Origin of the sequence: Billgrantia endophytica, from assembly GCF_002879615.1 — a bacterium.
Lineage (GTDB): Bacteria > Pseudomonadota > Gammaproteobacteria > Pseudomonadales > Halomonadaceae > Halomonas > Halomonas endophytica.
Window position 1 is genome coordinate 79487 of the sequence record NZ_PNRF01000007.1, and the last position, 25085, is coordinate 104571.

The 25085-nt window shown below is 63.4% G+C and carries 19 protein-coding genes; 9 read left to right on the top strand and 10 right to left on the bottom strand.

The window, feature by feature from the left end; all coding sequences use genetic code 11:
- Window positions 1-6 precede the first annotated feature (6 nt).
- The 4 genes from narJ to C1H69_RS02330 form a co-directional block, all read right to left on the bottom strand.
- Window positions 7-801: a nitrate reductase molybdenum cofactor assembly chaperone gene (gene narJ, locus C1H69_RS02315; protein ID WP_102651802.1), complete on the bottom strand. Its 795-nt coding sequence runs from the start codon at window positions 799-801 to the stop codon at window positions 7-9.
- Window positions 794-2356 carry a nitrate reductase subunit beta gene (narH, locus tag C1H69_RS02320; protein ID WP_102651803.1) on the bottom strand — a complete coding sequence of 521 codons (1563 nt, stop codon included), beginning with the start codon at window positions 2354-2356 and terminating at the stop codon, window positions 794-796. Before narH ends, narJ begins: the two co-directional genes overlap by 8 nt.
- Window positions 2353-6123 carry a nitrate reductase subunit alpha gene (locus C1H69_RS02325; protein WP_102651804.1) on the bottom strand — a complete coding sequence of 1257 codons (3771 nt, stop codon included), beginning with the start codon at window positions 6121-6123 and terminating at the stop codon, window positions 2353-2355. Before C1H69_RS02325 ends, narH begins: the two co-directional genes overlap by 4 nt.
- A gap of 206 nt (window positions 6124-6329) precedes the next feature.
- Window positions 6330-7625, bottom strand: a complete 1296-nt coding sequence (locus C1H69_RS02330; protein WP_102651805.1) for an MFS transporter — start codon at window positions 7623-7625, stop codon at window positions 6330-6332.
- Between the two features lie 184 nt (window positions 7626-7809).
- Here C1H69_RS02330 and C1H69_RS02335 point away from each other — a divergent pair, with 184 nt between their 5' ends.
- Window positions 7810-9702 carry a histidine kinase gene (locus tag C1H69_RS02335; protein WP_102651806.1) on the top strand — a complete coding sequence of 631 codons (1893 nt, stop codon included), beginning with the start codon at window positions 7810-7812 and terminating at the stop codon, window positions 9700-9702.
- An 8-nt stretch (window positions 9703-9710) separates the two neighbouring features.
- On the top strand, window positions 9711-10376 hold the full coding sequence (gene narL / locus C1H69_RS02340; protein WP_102651807.1) for a two-component system response regulator NarL: 666 nt from the start codon (window positions 9711-9713) through the stop codon (window positions 10374-10376).
- Window positions 10377-10512: 136 nt separating this feature from the next.
- On the opposite strand, the gene C1H69_RS02345 is transcribed toward narL, so the two are convergent.
- From C1H69_RS02345 to phnA, 6 genes are read right to left on the bottom strand one after another with little or no spacing between them, the layout of a single operon-like run.
- Window positions 10513-12126 carry a dipeptide ABC transporter ATP-binding protein gene (locus tag C1H69_RS02345; RefSeq protein WP_102651808.1) on the bottom strand — a complete coding sequence of 538 codons (1614 nt, stop codon included), beginning with the start codon at window positions 12124-12126 and terminating at the stop codon, window positions 10513-10515.
- Window positions 12123-13034, bottom strand: a complete 912-nt coding sequence (locus C1H69_RS02350) for an ABC transporter permease (protein WP_102651809.1) — start codon at window positions 13032-13034, stop codon at window positions 12123-12125. Before C1H69_RS02350 ends, C1H69_RS02345 begins: the two co-directional genes overlap by 4 nt.
- The gene (locus tag C1H69_RS02355; RefSeq protein ID WP_108724225.1) at window positions 13031-13909 is read right to left on the bottom strand and encodes an ABC transporter permease; all 879 of its coding nucleotides are present in this window, start codon (window positions 13907-13909) and stop codon (window positions 13031-13033) included. The genes C1H69_RS02350 and C1H69_RS02355 overlap by 4 nt, the downstream gene beginning before the upstream one ends.
- A complete protein-coding gene (locus C1H69_RS02360) occupies window positions 13906-15471 on the bottom strand; it encodes an ABC transporter substrate-binding protein (RefSeq protein ID WP_165789401.1) in 1566 nt (521 codons plus the stop codon). The genes C1H69_RS02355 and C1H69_RS02360 overlap by 4 nt, the downstream gene beginning before the upstream one ends.
- Entirely contained in the window at window positions 15468-16754 is a 1287-nt protein-coding gene (locus C1H69_RS02365; protein WP_102651810.1) for an alkaline phosphatase family protein, read from the bottom strand. Before C1H69_RS02365 ends, C1H69_RS02360 begins: the two co-directional genes overlap by 4 nt.
- Window positions 16754-17980: a phosphonoacetate hydrolase gene (gene phnA, locus C1H69_RS02370; protein ID WP_205738392.1), complete on the bottom strand. Its 1227-nt coding sequence runs from the start codon at window positions 17978-17980 to the stop codon at window positions 16754-16756. Before phnA ends, C1H69_RS02365 begins: the two co-directional genes overlap by 1 nt.
- A gap of 268 nt (window positions 17981-18248) precedes the next feature.
- Here phnA and C1H69_RS02375 point away from each other — a divergent pair, with 268 nt between their 5' ends.
- The 7 genes from C1H69_RS02375 to C1H69_RS02405 all read left to right on the top strand — a co-directional run bounded on the left by C1H69_RS02375 (window position 18249) and on the right by C1H69_RS02405 (window position 25085).
- Window positions 18249-19157, top strand: coding sequence for a LysR family transcriptional regulator (locus C1H69_RS02375; protein WP_165789402.1), 909 nt, complete (start codon window positions 18249-18251; stop codon window positions 19155-19157).
- Window positions 19158-19573: 416 nt separating this feature from the next.
- On the top strand, window positions 19574-21202 hold the full coding sequence (locus C1H69_RS02380; RefSeq protein WP_205738393.1) for an MFS transporter: 1629 nt from the start codon (window positions 19574-19576) through the stop codon (window positions 21200-21202).
- Window positions 21203-21265: 63 nt separating this feature from the next.
- Complete coding sequence (locus C1H69_RS02385; RefSeq protein WP_102651813.1) at window positions 21266-21724, top strand: universal stress protein; 459 nt, start codon at window positions 21266-21268, stop codon at window positions 21722-21724.
- 57 nt (window positions 21725-21781) lie between these two features.
- Entirely contained in the window at window positions 21782-23284 is a 1503-nt protein-coding gene (locus C1H69_RS02390; protein ID WP_102651814.1) for an MFS transporter, read from the top strand.
- Window positions 23285-23461: 177 nt separating this feature from the next.
- Window positions 23462-23911, top strand: coding sequence for a DUF4870 family protein (locus C1H69_RS02395; protein ID WP_102651815.1), 450 nt, complete (start codon window positions 23462-23464; stop codon window positions 23909-23911).
- 18 nt (window positions 23912-23929) lie between these two features.
- On the top strand, window positions 23930-24496 hold the full coding sequence (locus C1H69_RS02400) for a hypothetical protein (protein ID WP_102651816.1): 567 nt from the start codon (window positions 23930-23932) through the stop codon (window positions 24494-24496).
- Window position 24497: 1 nt separating this feature from the next.
- On the top strand, window positions 24498-25085 hold the full coding sequence (locus C1H69_RS02405) for a cytochrome c oxidase subunit 3 family protein (protein ID WP_102651817.1): 588 nt from the start codon (window positions 24498-24500) through the stop codon (window positions 25083-25085).

Consider the following 25085-nt stretch of genomic DNA (forward strand, 5'->3'; position numbering starts at 1 on the left):
CTCCTGTTAGCGACCGGTCACAGGGGGCGCATCCGCCCCGGGAGACATGATCCGTACCGGCTGGCTCGGGGTCTCGCGCTTGCGCTCGGCCAGACGGCGCCCTTCGGCGGACTGCAGCGCACAGTCCTCATCGGACTTGGCGGAGAAACGCACCGCCTCCTCTTCCCATACCGCGTCCAGGGCCTCGGGGGTATCGTCGCGGGACTCTCCCACGACGGTTTCACGCTGGGCTTCCACCTCTGCCTCGGCGCCGATCAGCCCCAGCAGGGCACGGGGCACCAGGGCATGGTCGGCATCGCGCTCCTCGAGACGGGCCGCCAGCAGCGCCAGGATGTGGCGGATCTCGCCCAGCCAGCGGCCGATCTCGGCCTCGGAGCGGGTGGAGAGATACTCCAGGAACAGCGGCAGGTAATCCGGCAGCTCCCGGGCATCCAGCTCGAAGCCGGCTTCCTGGTATTCGTTCATCAGGTCGACCATGGCCTGACCGCGATCGCGGGACTCACCGTGGACGTGCTCGAACAGCAGCAGCGAGTGGGCGCGTCCCTTGTCGAACAACGCCACGTACTCGGACTGCAGCTCGAGCAGGTCGCCGTCGGCGATGCGCTGGCACCAGCGCATCAGGTCGTTGCGAAGCGCTCCGCCCAGGCGACGCTCGGCGTCGATGGCCTCGATCAACTCCCCCGCGGCGCCCTGAAGCGCCTCGGTCGGATAGTCCAGCAGGCGGGCCAGCACGCGCAGGCTGCGCATGCCGACTTCCGTTTGGGCCATCGGCTCACTCTTCTGGATAGCGGCATCAGCCATGTTGCGTCTCCTTGGTGCCCACCTTCGGATCGAAGACGTCCACCGGCTTGACCAGGGTGGTGGTCTGCGAGCGACCGTTGAACAGGCTCGGCTTGCTCTCGCCGTGGCAGCCATCGCCGAAGCTGAAGCCGCAGCCGCCACGCTCCGGGAAGGCTTCGGTTGCCATCTCGCGATGGCTGGTGGGGATCACGAAGCGATCCTCGTAGTTGGCGATGGCCAGGTAGCGATACATCTCTTCCACCTGGGTCCCGGTGAGACCCACCGCGTCGAGTACCTCGGCATCCGCCTGGCCTTCCACGTGCTTTCCGCGCATGTAGACGCGCATGGCCATGAGCCGCTTGAGCGCCAGCACCACGGGCTCTTCCTCACCGGCGGTGAGCATGTTGGCGAGGTAACGTACCGGGATGCGCAGCGACTCGATCTTCGGCAGCACACCGTCGTATTCGATCTTGCCGGCCTCGGCGGCGGACTGGATCGGCGACAGGGGCGGCACGTACCAGACCATCGGCAGGGTGCGGTATTCCGGGTGCAGCGGCAGGGCCAGGCCCCACTCCATTGCCATCTTGTAGACCGGTGAGGCCTGGGCGGCGGCGATCACGTTGTCGGCAATGCCGTCCTTCTTCGCCTGGGCGATCACGTCCGGGTCGTTCGGGTCCAGGAAGATTTCGCACTGGCGACGGTAGAGATCGCGCTCGTCCGGCGAGCTCGCCACGTCCTCGATGCGGTCGGCGTCATACAGCAGCACGCCGAGATAGCGGATACGGCCCACACAGGTTTCGGAGCACACGGTCGGCATGCCCGCCTCGATGCGCGGGTAGCAGAAGATGCACTTCTCGGACTTGCCGGTCTTCCAGTTGTAGTAGATCTTCTTGTACGGGCAGCCGGAGATGCACATTCGCCAGCCGCGGCACTTGTCCTGGTCGATCAGGACGATGCCGTCCTCTTCCCGCTTGTAGATCGCGCCCGACGGGCACGAGGCCACGCAGGTGGGATTCAGGCAGTGCTCGCACAGGCGTGGCAGGTACATCATGAAGGTGTTCTCGAACTGGCCGTAGATGTCGGCCTGGATCTTCTCGAAGTTCGAGTCCTTGCGACGCTTGGCGAATTCGGTACCGAGGATCTCCTCCCAGTTGGGGCCCCATTCGATCTTCTTCATGCGCTCGCCGGAAATCAGCGAACGCGGACGGGCCACCGGCTGGTGATCGGCCTGCTTGGCGGTGTGCAGGTGCTCGTAGTCGAAGTCGAACGGCTCGTAGTAGTCGTCGATCTCGGGCAGGTCGGGGTTGGCGAAGATGTTCGCCAGCACCCGCCACTTGCCGCCGATGCGCGGCTCGATCTTGCCATCGGCACGACGCAGCCAGCCGCCCTTCCATTTCTTCTGGTTCTCCCACTCCTTCGGATAACCGATGCCGGGCTTGGTCTCGACGTTGTTGAACCAGGCGTACTCCATGCCTTCACGGCTGGTCCAGACGTTCTTGCAGGTGACCGAGCAGGTGTGACACCCGATGCACTTGTCGAGGTTGAGGACCATGCCTACCTGGGAACGAATCTTCATTTCACGGCCTCCTGAACGCTGTCGTTGCCTTCGCCGTCCAGCCAGTCGATATGCTTCATCTTGCGTATCAGGACGAATTCATCGCGGTTGGAGCCAACGGTTCCGTAGTAGTTGAAGCTGTAAGAGAGCTGCGCGTAGCCACCGATCATGTGGGTCGGCTTGGGGCAGACCCGGGTGACCGAGTTGTGCATGCCGCCACGTGTCTTGGTGACCTCGGAGCCCGGCACGTTCACGTTGCGCTCCTGGGCGTGATACATCATCACCATGCCGGCCTTGACCCGCTGGCTGACGATCGCCCTGGCGGTGATGGCACCGTTGGCGTTGTACAGTTCGATCCAGTCGTTGTCCTCGATGCCGATCTCCCTGGCATCGGGCTCGGACATCCAGACCACCGGGCCGCCGCGGTTGAGCGTCAGCATCAGCAGGTTGTCGCTGTAGGTGGAGTGGATGCCCCATTTCTGGTGCGGGGTGATCCAGTTCAGCGCCTTGGTCGGATAGCCGTTGTCCTCGGGCAGCTGGAAGCCGGTCACCGTCTTGGTGTTGATCGGCGGACGGTAGACCAGCAGGCTCTCGCCGAAGGCGCGCATCCAGGGGTGATCCTGGTAGAACTGCTGGCGGCCGCTGACGGTACGCCACGGAATCATCTCGTGGACGTTGGTGTAGCCCGCGTTGTAGGAGACGTGCTCGTCTTCCAGGCCGGACCAGGTCGGGCTGGAGATGATCTTGCGCGGCTGGGCGACCACGTCGCGAAAACGGATCTTCTCGTCTTCCTTGGGCTCCGCCAGGTGGGTGTGATCCCGCCCGGTGATCCTGGACAGCGCGCCCCAGGCCTTCATCGCCACCTGGCCATTGGTCTCCGGCGCCAGGGTGAGGATCATCTCGGCCGCATCGATGGCGGACTCGATCTGCGGGCGCCCCTTGTGCGGCCCGTCCTTCTTCAGGTGGTTGAGCTTGCCGAGCAGTTCCACCTCGGACTCGGTGTTCCAGCTGATGCCCTTGCCGCCGTTGCCGATGCTCTCCAGCAGCGGGCCGATGGACGTGAAGCGATCGTAGGTTTCCGGGTAGTTGCGCTTGACCTCGATCAACGCCGGCATGGTCTTGCCGGGGATCGGCTCGCATTCGCCCTTCTTCCAGTCCTTCACCTCGGGCTGGGAAAGCTCCGCCGGGGAGTCATGCTGGTGCGGCAGGGTGACCAGGTCGGTCTCTTCGCCCAGGTGACCCACGCAGGCCTTGGAGAAGGCCTTGGCGATGCCCTTGTAGATCTCCCAGTCGCTGCGCGACTCCCACGCGGGGTCGGTGGCCGCGGTCAGCGGGTGGATGAACGGGTGCATGTCGGACGTGTTGAGGTCGTCCTTCTCGTACCAGGTCGCCGTGGGCAGCACGATGTCCGAGTAGAGGCAGGTGGAGGACATGCGGAAGTCCAGCGTGACCACCAGGTCGAGCTTGCCTTCCGGCGCGTCGTCGTGCCACGTCACTTCCTGCGGCTTCTGGCCGCCGAACTCGCCCAGGTCCTTGCCCTGGATCCCGTGACGGGTGCCCAGCAGGTACTTGAGCATGTACTCGTGGCCCTTGCCCGAGCTGCCCAGCAGGTTGGAGCGCCAGATGAACAGGTTGCGCGGGAAGTTCCGGGGGTTGTCCGGGTCTTCCGCGGCGAAGGACAGCTCGCCGCTCTTGAGCTGCTGTACGGCGTAGTCCTTGGTGGACAGGCCGGCGGCTTCCGCGGCCTTGGCCAGGCGCAGCGGGTTGGTACCCAGCTGCGGCGCGGAGGGCAGCCAGCCCATGCGCTCGGAGCGTACGTTGAAGTCGATCAGGCTACCCGGGTAGTCCTCGATCTTGGCCAGGGGCGACAGGATCTCCTTGATCTCGAGCTTCTCGTAGCGCCACTGGCTGGAGTGGTTGTAGAAGAACGAGGTGGAGTTCATGTGGCGCGGCGGACGCTGCCAGTCGAGGCCGAAGGCCAGCGGGGTCCAGCCGGTCTGGGGACGCAGCTTCTCCTGGCCGACATAGTGGGCCCAGCCGCCGCCGCTCTGGCCGATACAGCCGCACATGACCAGCATGTTGATCAGGCCGCGATAGTTCATGTCCATGTGGTACCAGTGATTCATCGCGGCACCGACGATGATCATGGAACGACCCCGGGTCTTGTCGGCGTTGTCGGCGAACTCGCGGGCGATGCGGGCGACCTGCTCGGCGGATACGCCGGTGATCTTCTCCTGCCAGGCCGGGGTGTAGGGCTTGATCTGGTCGTAGGAGGTCGCGCCGTCGTCCTCGCCTTCCTTGCCGAAGCCGCGGTCGATACCGTAGTTGGCGCACATCAGGTCGAAGACGGTCACGGCCAGCACGTCGCTGCCGTCGGCCTTCGTCATGCGCTTGGCGGGCAGGCAGTGGAACAGCAGGTCATCGGCCGCACCGGCGCCTTCGCCCTTCACATGGTTGAAATGCTCGTGCTCGATACCGCCGAAGTAGGGAAAGGCGACCCTGGCCACTTCATCGTGCGTCTCGGCCAGGGTCAGCAGCGGCGTGATCTCGGCACCATCGGCATCGATGGGCTCGAGGTTCCACTTGCCCTCCTCGCCCCAGCGGAAACCGATGGAGCCACGCGGGACGACGAGTTGATCACGGGTCTCGTCCCAGGCAACGGTCTTCCACTCGGGGTTGTTGTCCTGGCCCATGTTGGCGTCGAAGTCGCTGGCACGCAGCTGACGCCCCGGCACGAAGCTGCCGTCCTCGCGCGCTTCCAGTTCCACCAGGAAGGGCATGTCGGAGTAGCGGCGCACGTACTCGGTGAAATAGGGGCTGGGCTTCTCGAGGTGGAATTCCTTGAGGATCACGTGGCCCATGGCCATGCCCAACGCCGCGTCGGTGCCCTGTTTCACCGAAAGCCATTCGTCGGTGAGCTTGGAAACCTCGGCGTAGTCCGGCGTGATGGAAATGGTCTTGGTACCCTTGTAGCGCACTTCGGTGAAGAAGTGGGCGTCCGGGGTCCGGGTCTGGGGCACGTTGGAGCCCCAGGCGATGATGTAGCCGGAGTTGTACCAGTCGGCGGACTCGGGCACGTCGGTCTGCTCGCCCCAGGTCTGGGGACTGGCCGGCGGCAGGTCGCAGTACCAGTCGTAGAAGCTCATGCATACGCCGCCGATCAGCGACAGGTAGCGGCTGCCCGCGGCGTAGCTGACCATGGACATGGCGGGGATCGGCGAGAAGCCGATGATGCGGTCCGGGCCGTACTGCTTGGCGGTATAGACGTTGGAGGCGGCGATCAGCTCGTTGAGCTCGTCCCAGTTGGCACGTACGAAGCCACCCATGCCGCGGGCGCGCTTGTACTGCCTGGTGCGGGCGGGGTCTTCGACGATGGAGGCCCAGGCATCGACCGGGTCGCCCTTCTCCTTGACCGCCTCGCGCCACAGCTTGAGCAGCGGCTTGCGAATCAAGGGATACTTGAGGCGGTTGGCGCTGTACATGTACCAGGAGTAGCTGGCGCCGCGCGGGCAGCCACGCGGCTCGTGATTGGGCAGGTCGGGGCGGGTGCGCGGGTAGTCGGTCTGCTGGGTTTCCCAGGTGACCAGGCCGTTCTTGACGTAGATCTTCCAGCTGCAGGAGCCGGTGCAGTTCACCCCATGAGTGGAACGCACGACCTTGTCGTGCTGCCAACGCTGACGGTAGCCGTCTTCCCAGCCACGGGATTCTTCGCGGGATTCACCATGCTCGTTGGCGAAGGGCTCGCGCGCCTTGCGGAAAAAATTCAGCCGATCTAAGAAGTGACTCATGGTCGTCTCCAGGCTCCTTGAAATGATGCGTGGCCCTGGGCCACCCCGCCCGCGTGCCGCGCTGCGTCTTTCGCAGGCCACCCGACAGGCAAGTTCATGGAGGGGATTCTGGAGTATCGAAAAGCGGATTACTGCCCGGTTACCTCCATATACACCCCGACTACCCACAAGGTGATAGAGACCGAAAAGAAAGGGGATAAGCCTTGCTAGCAACGAACGACGGGGCGTGAGTCCGGGTCCCGGAACATCACCAGCATGCACACCGCGAGCGCGGCATAGAGGAACATGAAGCCGGCGGTGCGAATGCCGATCCATTCGTTGCCGAGAACGAACATCAGCGGCAGCAGGCTGGCGAACAGCCCGCCCAGGGCGAGTGCGAGGCCGCCCGCCCTGGGCATGTCGTCGCCATGGTCCCGGTACAGCAGGCACATCAGGCTGCCCTTGCCGACTCCCATGGCCAGCCCCATTATCGTCAGCAGGCCGACAAGGCCCCCCAGCGGCATGGAGAATGACAGCATCAGGTCACCGTATATGCCATGGACCTGCATGGTGAAGTCGGGGTAGGAGAGCAGGAATAGACAGACCATCACGCAGGCGCTGACCCACCAGCGCAAATCGCGGAAGTCGCGCCGATCGGCCAGCGCCCCGCCGAGTATCTGCCCCAGCCCACCCGGCAGGGTGAAGAGCAGCGACCACAGCGCCGCGCTCTTCAGCGGCAACTGGTACTGGGCCGCCAGGTAGCCCGGTAGCCATAGCGCCAGCGCCACGAAGGCGCCGTAGAAGAAGCTGTAGTAGAGCGCCAGGCGACACACCGCCGGCGGCGGCGGCAACCAACGTCGCGCCGGCGTGCCGCCCCTGTCACCGGCCTCGAGTTCGTCAAGGCCGTCGTCTGGTTCGGGTTGCGACACCCTGGGTGCATCCTCGGCAAAGACCCACAGCAGTCCCGCCACCAGCAGTATCGGCAGCAGGAAGAGCTTGGGCGCCATCGGCCAGCCATAGGCCTGGCTGACCAGCGGCAGCAGGAAATAGGTGAGACCCGCCCCGAGCATGCCGGCGCCGTAGAGTCCCAGGGCCAGGCCGGCATGGCGACGCGGACACAAGGCGGCAACATAGACGAGTCCCGCCGCCAGCGAACCGGCACCCAGTCCCAGCCCGGCGCCGGCCGCCAGGAAGTTCCAGTAGTCCCGGGAGTGGGCGATGCCCCAGAGAAAGGGGCAGATCAACAGAAGGCAGGCGATCATCACCCGACGGCCACCGAAGCGTGACGCCAGGGCCGCCATGGGAAGGGCCGCCAGCGCACCGGTGAACATGGGCATGGCCAGCAGGGCGGCAAACTGGACTTCACCGAAGTGCAGCGCACTCTTCAGCTCGACGCCCAGTACGGCGAAGATGGTCCAGCTGGCAAAGACCAGCGCGAAAGCCAGCGGCGACAGCAGCACGACCACCAGCGAACGATAGTCGACCTGCAGGCCCGCAGCAGGGGCTTTTCCGGCAGACAGCATGAACGGGGAGTCTCATGGAGTGGTCGAAGGAATTCTCGGCACCCTTGGCCATCAGGTCAAAAGGGCATGAGAGGTACCCCTTTGTAGGGTGACGCTGCGACTTATTAGGGTAGGATGCAGCGGTTACCCACTGGGGTATAGTGAATGCCCCCCTCCTGAAACGCTCCGGAGTGCCCAACTGGCGATGAAACTGCTGCAACGCTCCCTGGTGGCCCGCATCGTGGCCTCACTATTGGCGATCAGTGCCATGGCGCTGATCAGCATCGTGGTGACCATGGCCGTGGCCGGCGGCAGCCGGGGCGATGCCGCCGCCATCAACGTGGCGGGTTCGCTGCGCATGAATACCTACCAGATCGTGGCCGCCCTGCAGCGCTTCGAGCGAACCCCCTCAATGGAGCACCAGGCCGAAGTGCATGTACTGAAGCGCCGCTTCGAGACGCGCCTGGCCAGCGACAATCTGACCGGCGCCATTCCCGTTTCGGAGGCTCACGAACTGCGCCAGCAGTATCGCCTGGTGCTGTCGCGCTGGCACAACGAGCTCGCCCCCGAGGTGAGCCAGGCCGTTGCCAGTCAGCATGTGCGGGTCGAAGCGCTCAATCGCGCGCTGGACGGACTGGTCGGCGAGATCGACACCATGGTCACCCAGCTGGAGCAGAACACCGAAGCCAAGATCCGTCTGCTGAGCGCCTTGCAGATCCTCTTCCTGGGTCTCACCGCCGTGGTGGTGGCCATCGCCCTTTACGACATTCGCCACAACCTTGTGGCACCGCTGCGCCAGCTGATGGTGCTGGCACGGGAAACCGCACGCCGCAACTTCTCCCATCGCACGCGTCTCAGGGGCAGCGACGAGCTGGCGATGCTTGGCAGCACCTTCGACGACATGGCCGAACAGCTGGCGTCCAGCTATGCCGAACTGGAGGCTCGGGTCACGTACAAGACACAGGAGCTGGAGCGCAGCAATCAGGTCATGCGGGTACTGCACGATGGCAGTCGCTGGCTCTATGGGGGCGGCAACGATCTCTGCACCAGTGCCGCCCCCATGTTGCGCCAGGTCGAGCAACTGCTCGAGATCGGGCCCATACGGCTATCGATCAACGATCCCCATGAGGATCGTCAGATCCCGATCCTGGCGACTCATGCCGCTCGTCGCCCCGAATACTGTCGCGATCACGACTGCCACGCCTGCCTGATCGATCCCAATCCGATGACCCTGCCGAATACGGAAGAGGGAGAATGCCTGCTGCTGCCGGTGAGCGTGGGTGACGAGATGCTGGGCACCCTGGAGATCTGGCACGCCAGGGACCGGCGGCTTTCCGACAGCGTTCGCCGCCTGCTCAACGCCCTGGCCGACCAGTTGGCCACGGCCGTCTACCTGCAGCGGAGGATCGAGGAGGAGCAGCAAGTATCGCTGATGAACGAGCGCACCATCATCGCTCGCGAGCTGCACGACTCCCTGGCCCAGTCTCTCTCCTATCTCAAGATGCAGGTGGCCCGGCTGGAGCGAATGCAGAGCAAGGGTTCCCCTCGGGAGATGCAGGCGGCGGTGTTCGACGAGCTGCGTACCGGCCTCAACAGCGCCTATCGCCAGCTGCGCGAACTGCTCACCACCTTCCGACTCAAGCTGGAAGGGTCGGGTCTGCAATCGGCCCTGCAGCAGACCACCGAAGAGTTTTCCGACCGCATGGGCGCACCGGTGGAGCTGCACTACGACGTGCCGCCCCACTTGCTCAATCCCAACGAGGAGATCCACGTCCTGCAGATCGCCCGGGAGGCCCTGAGCAATACCCACAAGCACGCCCAGGCCCACTGGGCCGCCGTCACGGTACAGTTCCAGAATGCGCGGATCGTGCTGCGCATCGAGGACGACGGCGTGGGGCTTGCCAACGACGACTCCCCACCCATGCACTACGGGCTGGTGATCATGCGTGACCGGGCCAACACCCTGGGCGGGGAGCTTCGCCTGGCCAACCGTGCCGAGGGCGGTACCCGAGTCGAAGTGATCTTCACCCCGCAGACGGCACGCCTGATCACCCGGCAGCCCGTCGAGGAACCCACCATTCACGACCACGGAAACTGAGAGCACAAATGGGCCAGTCAACCAACGAGACCCCCGCCAGTATCCTGATCATCGACGACCATCCGTTGCTGCGCCGGGGCGTGGCCCAGTTGCTGGAGCTGGAGGACGACCTGCTGCTGGTCGGCGATACCGGCGAACCGGAAGTCGGCGTGCACATGGCCGGCGAACTGGACCCGGACATGATCCTGCTGGACCTGAACATGCCGGGCATGGACGGCATCCAGACCCTCAAGCGGCTGCGCGAGGAGGGATATGCCGGACGCATCGTGATGTTCACCGTCTCCGACCACGAAGAGGATCTTGTCGCGGCCCTGCGCGGCGGTGCCGACGGCTATCTGCTCAAGGACATGGAGCCCGAAGACATGGTGCGCCAGCTGCGCCAGGTGGCACTGGGGCGCATGGTGGTCAGCGAAAGCCTCACCGCCCTGCTGGCCGAGGCACTGCGCAACCAGCGTTCCCAGCCGGCCACGCCGGACATCCACAGCCTGACCCAGCGCGAGCGGGAGATCCTGCGCGAACTGGCCGCCGGGCTATCCAACAAGCTGATCGCCCGCAAGCTCGACATCACCGAGGGCACCGTCAAGGTGCACGTCAAGCACCTGCTCAAGAAGCTCAACCTGCGCTCGCGGGTGGAGGCGGCGGTGTGGGCAGTGCAGGAAGGTATCGACCGCTAGTACTGCCGTATACAGTCATGGCGCGACCTTCATCAGGGGAGGTATCGCCCAACCACGGGCCAGGTCATCGATGTAGTCGGCAAGTTTAGCCACGACTGTAGTGATAGGGGCAGTCGCTGGAAAGCGCATTCCGTACTCACCCGCAGGCGTGAGCCGTACTCGGTGAATGGGATGGCACCCTAGTGCAAGCGAGAAGTCGCTTGGTCCAGGTGTCGCGTTCGTCCGCCTCCATCTCAGCCGCGGCGAAACGATCCGTGATCCGGCCCTTGTGCATGACGATGATCTCGTCGGAGATCCAGCGTACGACCTCGATGTCGTGACCGATGAATACCATGCCGAAGCCGTACGCCTCCTGCAAGCGCTTGAGTAGCTTCAGTATCTGAACCTTCACGGTCGTGTCGAGCGCCGAGACCACCTCGTCGCATACGAGCAGCCGTGGCCGGCAGAGAAGCGCGCGGGAGATGGAAACACGTTGGCGCTGGCCGCCAGAAAGCTGGTGTGGATAACGCATCATGTGCTGCCGCTCTAGCCCGACCTCGGCGAGCGCTACCGTAGTCCGCTCCGTGTGCTGTGCCGCTGCCACCCCCATCAATGCGAGCGGTTCAGCCATGAGTTGCGCGATGGTGAGACGTGGATTGAGCGCGCCGTAAGGATTCTGGAAAATGAGCTGGCACTCGCGCCGTCGGCTGCCTTGCAGGGTGTGGAGGCGCTGTGTCCTCTCTTGGCCGAGGACCGTCATGCACCCGCCTGAGATGCCGATCAGCCCGGCAATGGCCGCACCGAGCGTGCTCTTGCCTGAGCCTGATTCCCCCAGGATGCCGAGGGTGTTGCCGGCACCCAGCGTGAGCGATACGTCCTCGACCGCGCGGAATGGGCGGCCGAACAGCCGGCGCGGCGCGTAGTCGACCGATACTCCATTGGCGACAAGAACGCGACTTTCGATTGTCGTCGGCGCCGGAGAGCGCGGCGCTCCCAGCATGCGACGTGCACCGATGAGCCGGGTGGAACAGGGGTGGCGAGGAGCCGACATCAACACTTGAGCGGCACCGATCTCGACGACCTTTCCACGCTGCATGACTGCGATGTCGTGCGCGAGTCGTGCAGCGATCGCGAGATCGTGGGTAATGAAGAGCATGGCCATCCGGTGGCGCCTCTGGAGATCGGCGAGCAGACGTACGATGCCGTCGGCGACGCTTGCGTCGAGCGCGCTGGTGGGTTCGTCGGCGACTAGCAGCTCCGGCTCGCCGGCGATGGCCATGGCGATCATGACGCGCTGCTGCTGCCCACCGGAGAGCTCGTGCGGATAACGGCGCAAGATCGTTGGCGGGTCGGGCAACCCGACCTCGGTCAGCAGACGTTGCGAGCGTTCGCGACGCACTTCACGAGCCGTGACGTTGAGCCGTCGCAGCGTTTCATCGAGCTGCGAGCCGACGCTCGAGAAAGGATTGAGGCAAGCCATTGGATCCTGAAAGACCATGGCGATGCGCTTGCCGCGAATCGTCCGCATCCGCCGCTCCTCGCCAAGCGGCAACGCCTCGCCCGCGAAGATGACACCGCCTTCGGTCGCATGAGATAGCCCCGGTGGCAACAGGCCCAGGATCGAGAGGGCAGTCATCGACTTGCCGGAACCGGATTCGCCTATCAGCGCCAGCGTTCGGCCACGCTCCAGAGTGAAACCAACCCCCTGGACGATAGGCCCGGAGGGAGCCGAGATACATAGATTATCCACTTTGAGAAGAGGAGCTGTCATCGTGCGAGCCTCGGGTCGATCAGCCGATGAAGGATATCCATGACGGTATTGATGGCGACGATGCCGAGCGCGATCACTACGACCGCCCCCTGCACCACCGGATAGTCGCGGCCATGGATGGCTTGCAGCGTCAGGCTGCCGATACCCGATAGGCCGAAAAGCACTTCCATGGTGAGCGTACCGGCAACCAGGCCGGCCAGTATGAGGCCGGAGAGCGCAAGCGCGATGGGAATTGCGGTTGGAAGCAGGTAGGCAATGGCGATGCGCACGGGATGCAACCCCTTGGCCCGAGCTGTCCTGACATGGGCCGAATTGGCAGCCTCGCGCAATTCTTCGAACAGGGGCTTGGCAATCTGACCCGCGTTGTCGATACCGATGATGACGACAGGAGCGATCATGGCACCAAGAACGGGCAGCCAGCCGAGCCAGATGGAAAAGACCAGGATTGCCGCCACCCCCACGCAGAAGGTCGGAAAGGCGATCGACCAGATGTTGAGGAGATTGACCAGCGAGGTGGTGAAGCGGCCTTGCGTCATGGTGGCGGTGAGTGCCGTGGAGAAAGCGAGCACGAGGCCGATGATAAAGCTTGATGCCGCGAGGGTGAGCGTCGTCGGCAGAGCGTTGCCCACCATGTCGGCAACTGGCCTGCCATAGCGTAACGATTGACCCAAGTCACCGGTTGCCGCCTGCCTGACCCAATTGAAAAATTCAGTAACCAGCGGACGGTCGAGGCCAAGCTCTTCGCGCATCACCTCCTGCTGCTCGGCAGTGAGGTCCCCCTCGATGGCAAGAACATCCACCACGTCACCCGGAGTGACACGCACCAGCAAGAAGACAATAACCATGATGGCAAACGCTTGCATCAGTGCCCTGGCAAGTTGGAACGCGATGTCTTGAAGCAGGTTCATGGCATCACTCCTTGGCGATTGCGTGCCCCACGCAGGGGATCGAGCCGTGCCCGCGAATAGTCACCTACCAGTAACAGGCTCACGGTCAGCAGGACGAGGGTGAGCATTGGGGCGAGGATTGCGTGCGGCGCTTGCTCGATGAAACGGCTCGCATCGGAGATCATGCGCCCCCAGGTGGGAGCATCGGGCGAGGAGCCAAGACCCAGGAAGCTCAGTACCGATTCGGTGACAATACAGCGCGGCAGGATGATGGCCGCCTGGGTCACGAGGCCGCCCGCGATATTGGGCAGTACGTGGCGGAGGAGGACGTGCAATCGGCCGCCGCCGAACAGGCGCGCCGCGCGCACGTAGTCCTGGGCCATTTCTCGTTTGTAGGCGGTCCGTGCCACATAGGCAAAGAATGGCGAGAAAGAGACACCGAGGGCTATCGCCACCGGCACCGCACCCGACCCCAAGGCTACGATCAGCAGCAGCGCAAGCAGGATGTCAGGCATTGCGCGAGCGAGGTCGATCCCTCCAAATACGAGCCTTTCGCTGACGCGCCCAAGAGCCAGGCCCAGGAGTGCGAGGCAGCCCCCGATGAAGAAAGCAAGCGTTACGCCGCCAACACTGATGGCGAGCGTGGTGCGACTGCCCATGATCAGCCGTGACAGAACGTCACGACCGAGATGATCGACACCCAGCCAATACTCCGGGCCCGGTGGTGTATTGATCGCCAGCAGGTTCTGGTAGAGCGGGTCGTAGGGGACGACCCAGGGTGCAATGAGTGCGATGACCAGAATCGCCGTGACCAGGACCGCACCGACGCTAGCCCCGCTCGGAAAGGGTAGTCGCGCATGCGCCGGTGCGGTGTCCGGGTGGACAGGCAGACTCACGAGGCATCCACGAGTTGCGCATGACCGACGCCGCCACCCGCCCAGTTTGGCGACCAGGTGAAGCCGGTATCGAAGCCTTCCACCTCCTGTCGTACGGCAATGAGATCCGAGCCGTGCCCGAGCACTACGGTATAGTAATTGTCCATGGCACGCTGCCAGGCGGCAAGGTACAGGGCTTTGCGCTCTTCGAAGTCGGGCTCGCCAACGGCTTCATTGACGAGTCGATCGAACTCGGGATCCTGTACCCCACCCCAAAGTACGGGATTGGGGCCATCACTCATCAGGCGCACATAGCGCAGAAAGATGTCCGCCCTGGGGCCAGAGGCCATGCAGTTCATGTCCCAGTCGTATTCCCCGAGCCGGTTCTGCGCACCGAGATCGTCGAGGGCGACATGGTTCACCTGGAAACCGAGGCTGCGTACCATCTGAACGACGACCTGAGGATAGCTCTCCTGCCAGGATATGAACTGGATCGTAACCGTGGAGGGGTCCACGCCGGCTTCCTGAAGCAACTCCCGCGCCTTGTCTAGATCGGGCTCGGCATGAACGTCGGCGTCATGTACCGACTGGTCGAAGTATAGGTTGCCCGGTTTCACCATCTGGTTGGTGACGACGCCATAGTCACCGGCGGTAAAGCGGATGAAAGCCGCCTTGTCTATGGCATAGGTGATCGCCTTGCGCACCCTCACATCGTCGAAGGGTGGACGCGGGTTGCGGTTATTGAAGGAGATGAAAAACCAGTTAGAGTCCTTGAGCGGCTTGATGTCGATGGCGGGGTCCGGGGCAAGCTGCTCTGCGCTGGCACGATCGATCACACCGATATGGAGATCGCCCGCCCGGAGCGCCAAGGCGTTATCGGTGTCTTCGCGTAGGTCAAACCTGATGGTGTCGACATGCGGCAACTCCGGTTGCCAATAGCCACTGTGGCGTGGCGATACCAACTGGACATTGGGCTGCCAGTTGCCGAAGTGGAAGGGACCGGTACCGATTGGTAGCGAAATGGTATCGTCCCAGCCGTCCGACTTCGGCGAGAGGACCCAGAGTTCGGACATGAGCGCCAGCAATGGCGCATAGGAACGCTGCATGGTGAGCACGACTGTCGTATCGTCCGGGGTCTCGACCCGCTCGACGAAGGCCATCGCCGAGGCGAGCCAGCCCCCCGTCACATGGGTGCGCACGCGCTCGATATTGGCAGCCACGTCGGCCGCGGTCATCACGTCTCCATTGTGGAAGCGCACGTCCGGGCGGAGATGGAAGGTATAGACGCGTCCGTCGTCCGAAACCTCGAACGATTCTGCCAGGAAAGGCTCGATACCACCGTCCGGGCCGATTGAGGTGAGGGCTTCCACGAAGACCTGCTGCACGCCGATACTGCCGGTGTGGCGATGTGGGTCGGAGGTGTCGAGACCGAGTGTCGCATAACGCAGCACGCCGCCCGTACTGGCCACATTGGCGTGTGCGATTCGCATTAGACCAGCAAGGCCAGTGGTGCTAGCAAGGCCGGTCGCGGCGGCGGCGGCGAGTAAGCGGCGCCGGGTGATTGTGAGAGTTTCGATCGTCATCGGAAGAGCTCCATTGCTGGCGGGTTTTGCAAAGACCTACCGTCCATGCCGTTCGAGGGGAGATCGAGATGGCAGAGGACGGTCGGGGCGATGTCGATAAGGGAGGAGGGGTGATCGACGGCGGCTCCCGCGGTGAAGCCGGAACCCTCGATCGCCAGGACCGGTGACTGCTCATACGTGCCGAGTCCGCCGTGCTGCCCGCAGCCAAGGCGGTCGGCCTTGCCGCCACGGGGTTTGGCGGCATAGCTGCGGCCAGGTACGCCGAAGGCATTGACTTCATGATCGGCAGTCAAAGAGAGGAACAGCGCGAGACCGCGCCGTTCCGTTTGTCCGATCCTGGCGAGCGCCGATCCGGCGAGCACCTCCCCGACCCAGGGCTGCGCAGCGAGCCGTTCGGTGAGTTGCGGGACAAGCGGGCGCCCTGCCTCGCTGGCATAGACGAGAACCGAGGTGCCATTTGGCACGATGATGAGATCGTTGGCCGTGATCGCATCCGCGTAGCCGAGCTTGGCCGTCTCCGCTTCGACGTCTACCACGCTGTGTACGGTCTGGTGGCCATGGTCGGAGCCAACGAGCAGAAGCACGTCATCGCCCGCGGCGCGCAGGCGGTCGACGGCGTCAATGACCAGCGCGACATGCTCGTCCGCCGACTTGAGTGCGGCGAGATGTTCGGGGGAGCCAAGCGGTACCGCATGCTGGGTCGTATCGGGGTGACCGAGCCATATCAGGGCGAAAGCCGGCTCATGCGCGGTCAACGTCTCTGCCACGAAGCGCTCGGCCATGATCCTGTCGCCGGTGATATCGGGGCCGATGCCGAGGGCTCGTTCCGGTGCCACGGGCTTGCCGCCTGGGCCAAAAGAGCCGGCGCGATGGTAGACGAAGCCATGCCCGTCCGGATCGTGCGCATAGGCGGCCCCCGGCGAGACGTTGGAGAAGAGCACGGCGCCTCCATGATTGTGTAGCCGCTCGGCGAGCGTGGGGGCGGCCAGCGAGCGGCCGGTGACACGCCGCTTGTGAGCGAAGAAGCCGGGCTGGCCTACATCGTGCACTGCAAAGCGGCCATCCTCGACCAGCGCCAGCGTGTTCCCCTCGACTTCGTGGCGCATGGGCAGGCAGCCGGTCGCAAAGCTCGACGAGCAGACCCGGGTCACCGAGGGCGCCATACTGCGGTGCGCTGCAAACCATTGGCAGCGCTCCTTGAAGCGTGCCAGGTGCGGGGTGGTGTCGGGGCGAACGAAATCACGTCTCAGCCCGTCGAGGATGACGGCGACCACGCGGCGCATCAGACCTCCACTCCATTCAACACGAAGTCGAAAATGTCGAAATTGTGCAGAGGCTGGGCCTTCGCGCGCTCGGCATAGGCATCACTGAGCGAGTGTGAAACGATGAAAGGCACTGGCTGCTCCTCCAGGCCTCCATGGGAGCGCAGCCGCGTACCGGCAAGCTGGCTCAGGTCATGGTCCTGCGTGCCCGCTCCCAGGGCCACACCGCGTTCTGCGATGACGACGATGTCGGCCTCGCGATCGGCAGGCAGATCGAAGCGTTGCGCGGCGATGGGACCGGGCAGCGCCAGTGCGACACCGTCTCGCGAGGCGATGAAGTCGAGCACCGAGGCTGCGTCCAGCCCATCCTGCATGAAGTGGACCCGCACGAAGCCGCCAAGGGCACCGTGATGACGCACGAAAGGATCGGTGATCGGGCAGATCACTCGTGTGGCACCCTTGCCGAAAGTCTCGTCGAGGGCGTCACCCAGGTATAGGATCTTGGGAGCGCCGTCGGCATCCGCCATGTCGCTCATGCCGTGGTCGGCGACGATGCCTACGATGGCGCCGAGTTCAGCCAGGCGCCCCAGCCGCACATCGACGGCCGCCATGAAAGCGTTGGCTTCCGGCGTTCCCGGCGCATGGGCGTGCTGTACGTAGTCGGAGAGCGACAGGTAGGCAAGGCCGAATCCGCGCGTTTCGAGCAACCGAACTCCCGCATCGAGCACGAACAGCGAAAGGTCCGCGTCATACTGCATCGGCGCCGGGCGTCCCACGAGTTCCTCTACGTTTTCGATACCGTTTTCTTCGAGCGTGCATGTGTCGGCATGTTGCGCCGAAAAGGCGATGCCGAGCATTTCATGGCCAAGCACCTTGCGCAGCTTATCTTTGGCGGTGATGGCAACCACCTGGGCGCCTTGGTGGGAAAAAGAGGACAGGATAGTCGGCGCACGCAACAGCGTGGCATCCAGCATCATGACCTCGCGTCGCGTTTCGCGATCCAGGTAATAATTGCCCGAGACACCATGTACGCTGGGGGGCGCTCCGCAGACGATCGATACATTGTTTGGATTGGTGAAGGTCGGCATGGTCGCCAATGAGGAGCCCGCGAAACCGTGTTCCATCATTCGTTGCATATTGGGGATGATCGATTGGGCAATGGCCGCGTCGATATAGCGCTGATCGCAACCGTCATAGCAAATCACGACAACCGGTTGCCGAGGATAGCGATAATCACGACCATTCACTGAAAGAGTCTTGGTGTGGGCGGGAGCCTCGGAGCCTCCTGCCTGCGAAGAGATTTTTTGCACTGTGGTCATAAAAACGTTGCATTCCTGTGATATATTAAAATTTAACTTCTTTAAAATGAAATCTTCACATTAATGTAATATCAAAGATTGGGGCTCGTGCTTTTCTGCTTGTTTTTTTATTCTGTTGATACGGGTTTTATTTGTAAAACGAAATAAACTCTACCCTCTTGTGAGTTATGTTCACATGAAGAAAAGATTACCTTCGATGAAGGCGTTGGCCGCGCTGGAAAGCGTGGTCCGTACGGGTAGTGTTTCCGCCGCAGCGGGGGAGCTTGGCGTCACTCATGGTGCGGTGAGCAAGCAACTCGCCCTACTGGAGGATTGGCTCGAACGCCCTCTATTCAGCGAGAAGCGACGTGGCATGTCGCCCAATTCCGACGGCGTGAAATTGGCGGAAGCGATGGGCAAGGCCCGTGCGATTCTCGAAGCCACACTCGACGAAATGGACGTACCGGTTCCCACACTGCTCAACGTCGTTGCACCTGCGACACTGGCGATGCGGTGGCTGATTCCTCGGCTGCCGGCATTTCACCTTCAGCATCCGAGCGTGAGCGTTCGAGTTCGGCCGATGCATACTCCCGATAACTGGGATGCCCTCGAGTTCGATGTAATGATCCGTCGGGCCGAGTCCCTGGCGGAGCACTTCACACCTCGCAAACTCTTCTCTGAGACGCTGGGCTTGGTAGTGGCACCTTCTCTTGCAGGTCGGCCATGTGCCGACCTGCCCTATATCGAGGCCGACACACGCCCAGGGGAGTTGCAGAAATGGCGACAGGCAGCGGGTATGACGGAGCCGTGGGGTGAACCGATGCGCCTGCCGCATTTTTATATCGCTTTGGAAGCCGCGTTGTCGGGTAACGGCGCGCTCGTCGTGCCGCTCGAAATCATCGAGGAACTCCTGATGCGGGGAGCATTGGTCGAACCGTGGCCCAACCGGCGTGTCGCGGGCTCGATCTACCGCGTAGGCATCGACCAGACTTCACCGGCGACGAGTGCTGCCAAACCCTTCGTCGATTGGCTCGTGAAGACCGTGAGCGACGCCGCCACGGAATTGAACGAAAACGAAATACCTGCCACTTCGCCGGCCAGCGGTAGAGAGATCGAGGTTAGATGACCTTTGGTTCCTCGATCAGTCATGCTCATCGGGATGATGCTCGAGGTTTTCCAGCGCGCAGCGGTCAACCATGAGCTCTCTGATATACCGAGTCGCCAAATTGAGTTCCGACTGTAGTATGAGGAGTCCCGCTTCGCTGCCACACTCGGTTCTGTGTGGATACCTCCAAATACTTCCGGGCGCCCTCAAGGCGCCACCCCCTCCCCTTCTGTTTTTTGCAAACGCTTACAGAACAGCTGGTTAGACATATACCCCCGCTACCCCTCAAGTGGTATTCCGCTGATTTTCCGGCATTTTCGGCCGGTTTCGCCGCCCTTTCGCGCGGCGTATCTTTGCGCCATACGAACCTGAATTGATCCCGGTCAGGCCGCAGGTCGCAAGCCGGGAGTCAGCGGAGCCACCAAGGGGAAATCATCATGGCCAGAACGAGTGCCGATACCGGGCCCGTCATGAAGCCCGGAAAGAATGCCGACATCGAGCACTGGGATGTCGAAAACGATGAATTCTGGGAGCGCGAGGGCAAGAAGGTCGCCAATCGCAACCTGTGGATTTCCATTCCCAGCCTGCTGATGGGCTTCGCGGTGTGGATGATGTGGGGCATGATCACCACCCAGATGCAGAACCTGGGCTTCCCGTTCACGGTCGGCGAGCTGTTCACCCTGACCGCGCTGGCCGGCCTCTCGGGCGCCACCCTGCGCATCCCCGCCTCGTTCATGATCCGCATCGCCGGCGGGCGCAACACCATCTTCCTGACCACCGCCCTGTTGATGGTCCCGGCGCTGGGCACCGGTCTCGCGCTGATGAATCCCGAGACGCCTCTCTGGGTATTCCAGGCACTGGCTCTGCTCTCCGGTATCGGCGGGGGCAACTTCGCCTGCTCCATGAGCAACATATCGACCTTCTTCCCCAAGAAGCAGCAGGGCTACGCCCTGGGCATGAATGCCGGCCTGGGCAATTTCGGCGTCACCACCATGCAGATACTCATTCCACTGGTGATGACCGTGGGCCTCTTCGGCGTCATCGCCGGTAGCCCCATGGAGCTGCAAAGCGCCAGCGGCACCCTGATCGGACGGATCGAGGCGGGTACCGACACCTGGATCCAGAACGCCGGCTTCGTCTGGCTGCTGTTCCTGGTCCCGCTGGCCATCGCCGGCTGGTTCGGCATGAACAATCTGCGCCCCATCACTCCCAATCCCGGCTCCCCGCTCCAGGCCTTCGGCAAGATTCTCGGCCTCTATGCCGTGGGGGCGGTGGCCAGCATCGTGGGCATGTTTGCCCTGAGCCTGCTGGGCATGTGGCTCGCCCTGCCGCTGACCATCGTGCTGACCCTGGTGCTGCTGCGCCTGATTCCCGGTGACATCAAGCCCAACATCCAGAAGCAGTTCGCGATCTTCTCGAACAAGCACACCTGGTCGATGACGGTCCTGTACATCCTGACCTTCGGCTCCTTCATCGGCTTCTCCGCCGCCCTGCCGCTCTCGATCAACGTCATCTTCGGCAACATGATGGACGTGGCCGCCGACGGCAGCGTGACCCGGGTGGCCAACCCCGACGGCCCCAGCGCCCTAACCTGGGCCTGGATCGGACCCTTCGTCGGCGCTCTGATCCGTCCCATCGGCGGCTGGGTTTCCGACAAGGTGGGCGGCTCCATCGTCACCCAGATCATCTCGGTCGTCATGGTCGTGGCCTCCGCCGTCACCGGCTACGTGATGATGCTGGCCTACAACTCCACCGACCCGAACAGCTACTTCGCCCTGTTCATGATCCTGTTCGTGATCCTGTTCGCCGCCAGCGGCATCGGCAACGGCTCCACCTTCCGCAGCATCGGCGTGATCTTCGACCAACACCAGAAGGGCCCGGTACTTGGCTGGACCTCCGCCGTGGCCGCCTACGGTGCCTTCATCGCCCCGCGGGTGATGGGTGAGCAGATCCAGGCCGGTACCCCGGAACTCGCCATGTACGGCTTTGCGGTCTTCTACGCCGTCTGCCTGGTGGTCAACTGGTGGTTCTACCTGCGCCCGGGCGCCTACGTAAAGAATCCCTGATTCAGCCGTGCTCCGGAGAGTTCCGGAGCCTATTCCCTACCTCGCCTTCTCCGGAGGGATGCCATGAAAGTCATGATCGCCTATGACGGCTCGCGCAACGCCAAGCTGGCCCTGGCCCAGACCGTCGACCTGTTTCGCTGCAACGCCCCCACCCTGGTGCTGGTCGGCGTGGCGGAAAACCCCCGCGATGCCTCCGATGCCAACGAAGATCTCTTCCAGCAGGAGTACGAAGCGCTGAAGGCGGCCCTCCAGGAGGGCGTCGACTTCGCTACCCGCGAGGGATTCGACGTCGACTGGATCCTGGCCGAGGGGGATCCGCGCAAGATGCTGTTGCGTGCCACCCAGAAGCACCAGCCGAACGTGCTGGTCATCGCACGCCACAGCAACAAGCCTGACGGCGGGATCATCGCCCAGTCGTTGAGCTATTTCGTCGACGAACTCGATTACATGACCTTCGGCAGCGTCAGTTCCTTCCTGGCCCGGCGCGTCGAGTGCCCCCTGTTGATCCTGCCCAGCCCCTGAGCAGTCCATCGCAGCCACTCGTCTCCGCTTTTTCGCCATCTGCAGGATGATACGACCATGAAAGTGTCCGCCGTTTTCAAGTACCGCAACCCTGAGATCAGGGCACTCCACCTGACCTGGATTGCCTTCTTCATCACCTTCTACGTCTGGTTCAACATGGCGCCGCTGGCATCGAGCATGCTCAAGAGCGTCGACTGGCTGACCCGGGATGATATCCGCCTGTTCGCCATCCTCAACGTGGCGCTGACCATTCCCGCCCGCATCGTCATCGGCATGGCGCTGGATCGCTTCGGCCCGCGCCGGGTGTTCTCGGTGCTGATGGTGACCATGGCGATCCCGGCACTCGCCTTCGCCTTCGGCAACACCATGACCCAGCTGCTGATCTCGCGCCTGGTGCTGAGTTCCATCGGCGCCAGCTTCGTGGTCGGCATCCATATGACCGCACTGTGGTTCAAGCCCAAGGACATCGGCTTCGCCGAGGGCTTCTATGCCGGCTGGGGCAACTTCGGCTCCGCCGCCGCCGCCATGACCCTGCCCACCATCGCCCTGACCCTATTCGGCGGCGACGACGGCTGGCGCTATGCCATCGCCATCAGCGCCATCGTCATGGCCGCCTATGGCGTCTATTACTGGTTCGCCATCACCGACGGCCCCGATGCCCGCGCCCACCGCAAGCCGCGCAAGGCCGCCGCCATGGAGGTGAGCACCTGGGGCGACATGATCAAGCTGATCATCTGGACCATCCCGCTGGTGGGCTGCCTGGGCATCCTGGTGTGGCGCGTCCAGAGCATGGGCTACATGTCGGTGACCGCCGCCGTGATCTGCTATCTGGCCATCGTCTCCGTCATCATCTATCAAGTCGTGCAGATCCTGCGGGTCAACGTGCCGATCCTGAAGAAGGGGGTACCGGAAGACGACAAGTACCCGTTCAGCAGCGTCGCCGCCCTCAACAGCACCTACTTCGCCAACTTCGGCGCTGAACTCGCCGTGGTCTCCATGTTGCCGATGTTCTTCGAGGAGACCTGGGGACTGAATGCCGCCACGGCGGGCCTGATCGCCGCTTCCTTCGCCTTCGTGAACCTGGTGGCGCGCCCCATGGGCGGCCTGGTATCGGACCGCATGGGCAACCGCCGCTTCGTGATGCTCAGCTACATGTTCGGCATCGGTATCGGCTTCGTGCTGATGGGCCTGCTCAACTCCAGCTGGCCGCTGGTCATCGCCATCGCCATCACCATCTTCACCTCCTTCTTCGTGCAGGGTGCGGAGGGCGCCACCTTCGGCATCATTCCCTCGATCAAGCGCCGCATCACCGGCCAGATCTCGGGCATGGCCGGCGCCTACGGCAACGTGGGGGCGGTGGTCTACCTGACCATCTTCACCTTCGTCACCCCGACCCAGTTCTTCTACATCATCGCCGGCGGCGCCTTCCTCAGCTGGCTGATCTGCCTGGTGTGGCTGAAGGAACCGGAAGGCGCATTCGACGAGGAGTACTACGTGTCGTCCGTCGATCGCATGATCGAGGAGCAGGAGATGGCCAAGGCCAAGCCGCAGCAGGGTTGAGAGCATGTCAGGGCGGCTCGGGAGCCGCTTCTTTCAAGGGGCCGCGAGGCCCCTTTTTCTGTCGCTCCGAGACGGGTTTTGACCCATGACAAGGACGCTCCTGACAGCAAACGGCATAGTGGCAGATAGTGGTATTCTTAATACCTGTTCAATACATGACTTCACTGGGAGGTGACGATGTCCTCCACCGCGTATTCGCAGACCGATACCTCCTGCGCACCGCAGGATGACCTGAATCGCCGTGGCAAGGTGCTTGCCGCCGTAGTCTACGTGCTCTACCTGGGCAGCGTGATGGCAGTGGTCACCGCCCCCATCGGCGTGCTGATCGCTCACCTGCGGCGGCGGCGTGCCGCCGCCTGGGTGGAAAGCCACCTGCTGTTCCAGATCCGCACCTTCTGGCTTGGCGCCCTGGCCGGTGCCGCGGTGCTTGCCGCCTGGTATCTGCTGGGCCTGATCGGCGCGCCCTCCTGGGCTTCCTGGGTGCTTGGCTATGGCTTCTTCACCGCCTGCCTGGGCTGGACCATCGGCCGTTGCGGCGTCGGCATCAACCGCCTGATGAACAACCGTGCCATCGATGCGCCACGCAGCCTGCTGTTCGGCGGCGCCATCGTCTCATTGGAAGACTGATTCGTCAGGGAGCGTCACATGCACACGGCCACCCATCACTCTCGCTCGATGCCATCCCGTTCCGTTGCCGTTTCCGGCATCGCCTGGGGTTTCATCACCTTCTCGGTCCTTACCCTTGCGCTGTTGACCCTGCCGCTGCTGCCCGGCGAGGCCATGGTGGCATCATTGGGTGTGGAATCCGGGAGCGGCGGACTGACCGGCGGCGTGGCCTGGTTGATTGATCGCAGCAGCGTCCTGGCCGTCCTGTTGATGATCGGTGCCCTGGTCACGCTGACGCTGGCCGTGGCTCTGCTGAAGCGACGCGCCTGGGCCCGCCGAGCCTTTGTCGGCCTGATGGTGGCCGGCTTCGTTGGCGTCTTCGGTGGAGCGGCCCTCACGCCGATGACATTCGGCCTGCTGCCGGATGCCGCCATGGCCGATGCCGTGAATCCCGCCCATCCAGTGGCGGGCCTGGTCGGGGCTCTCGGCCTGCTGGTCCTGATGGCAACCCTGCTGGTGGCTCTGTTCGCCTGGGCGGGATGGAAGCTGACCACACCGGCCGTGCGCGCCGAATTCGACCGAACTCCCATCGCCCCGGAGGGCTGAGATGCCGCAGCGCAAGGAGGCATACCCCCGCCCCGTGCCCAATCCGGGCTGGGGGCCGCTTTCCACCCTGCCGGGCAACCCCTTGATGTGGGTGCTGATCCTCAGTGAGATGGTGGTCTTCGCTGCCTTTTTCGGACTCTTCGCCTGGCTGAGGATCGGTGAACGGGAGGTGTTCGACGCCTCCCGGCAATTGCTCGACCCGGTGGCTGGCGGCATCAATACCCTGGTGCTGCTGACCAGCGGCCTGTTCGCCGCCCTTGCCGTCCAGGCCATCTCGGCCGGCCGGATACGTCGTTGCCGCCAGTGGCTGGCCGGTGCCTTCGCCCTGGGCGTGGCGTTCTGCGTGGTCAAGGTGATGGAGTACGCCGACAAGCTCGGCGCCGGCCTTGTGCCGGAAACCAATACCTTCTTCACCTTCTACTACCTGCTGACCGGCTTCCACTTCGCCCATGTGCTGTTCGGACTGGGGCTGATCGCCCTGGTGGCCTGGCGCATCTCCCATGACAACGTGGAGACGGCGGCCGCCTTCTGGCACATGGTGGACCTGATCTGGATCCTGCTCTATCCCGTCATCTACCTGCTGAGGTGA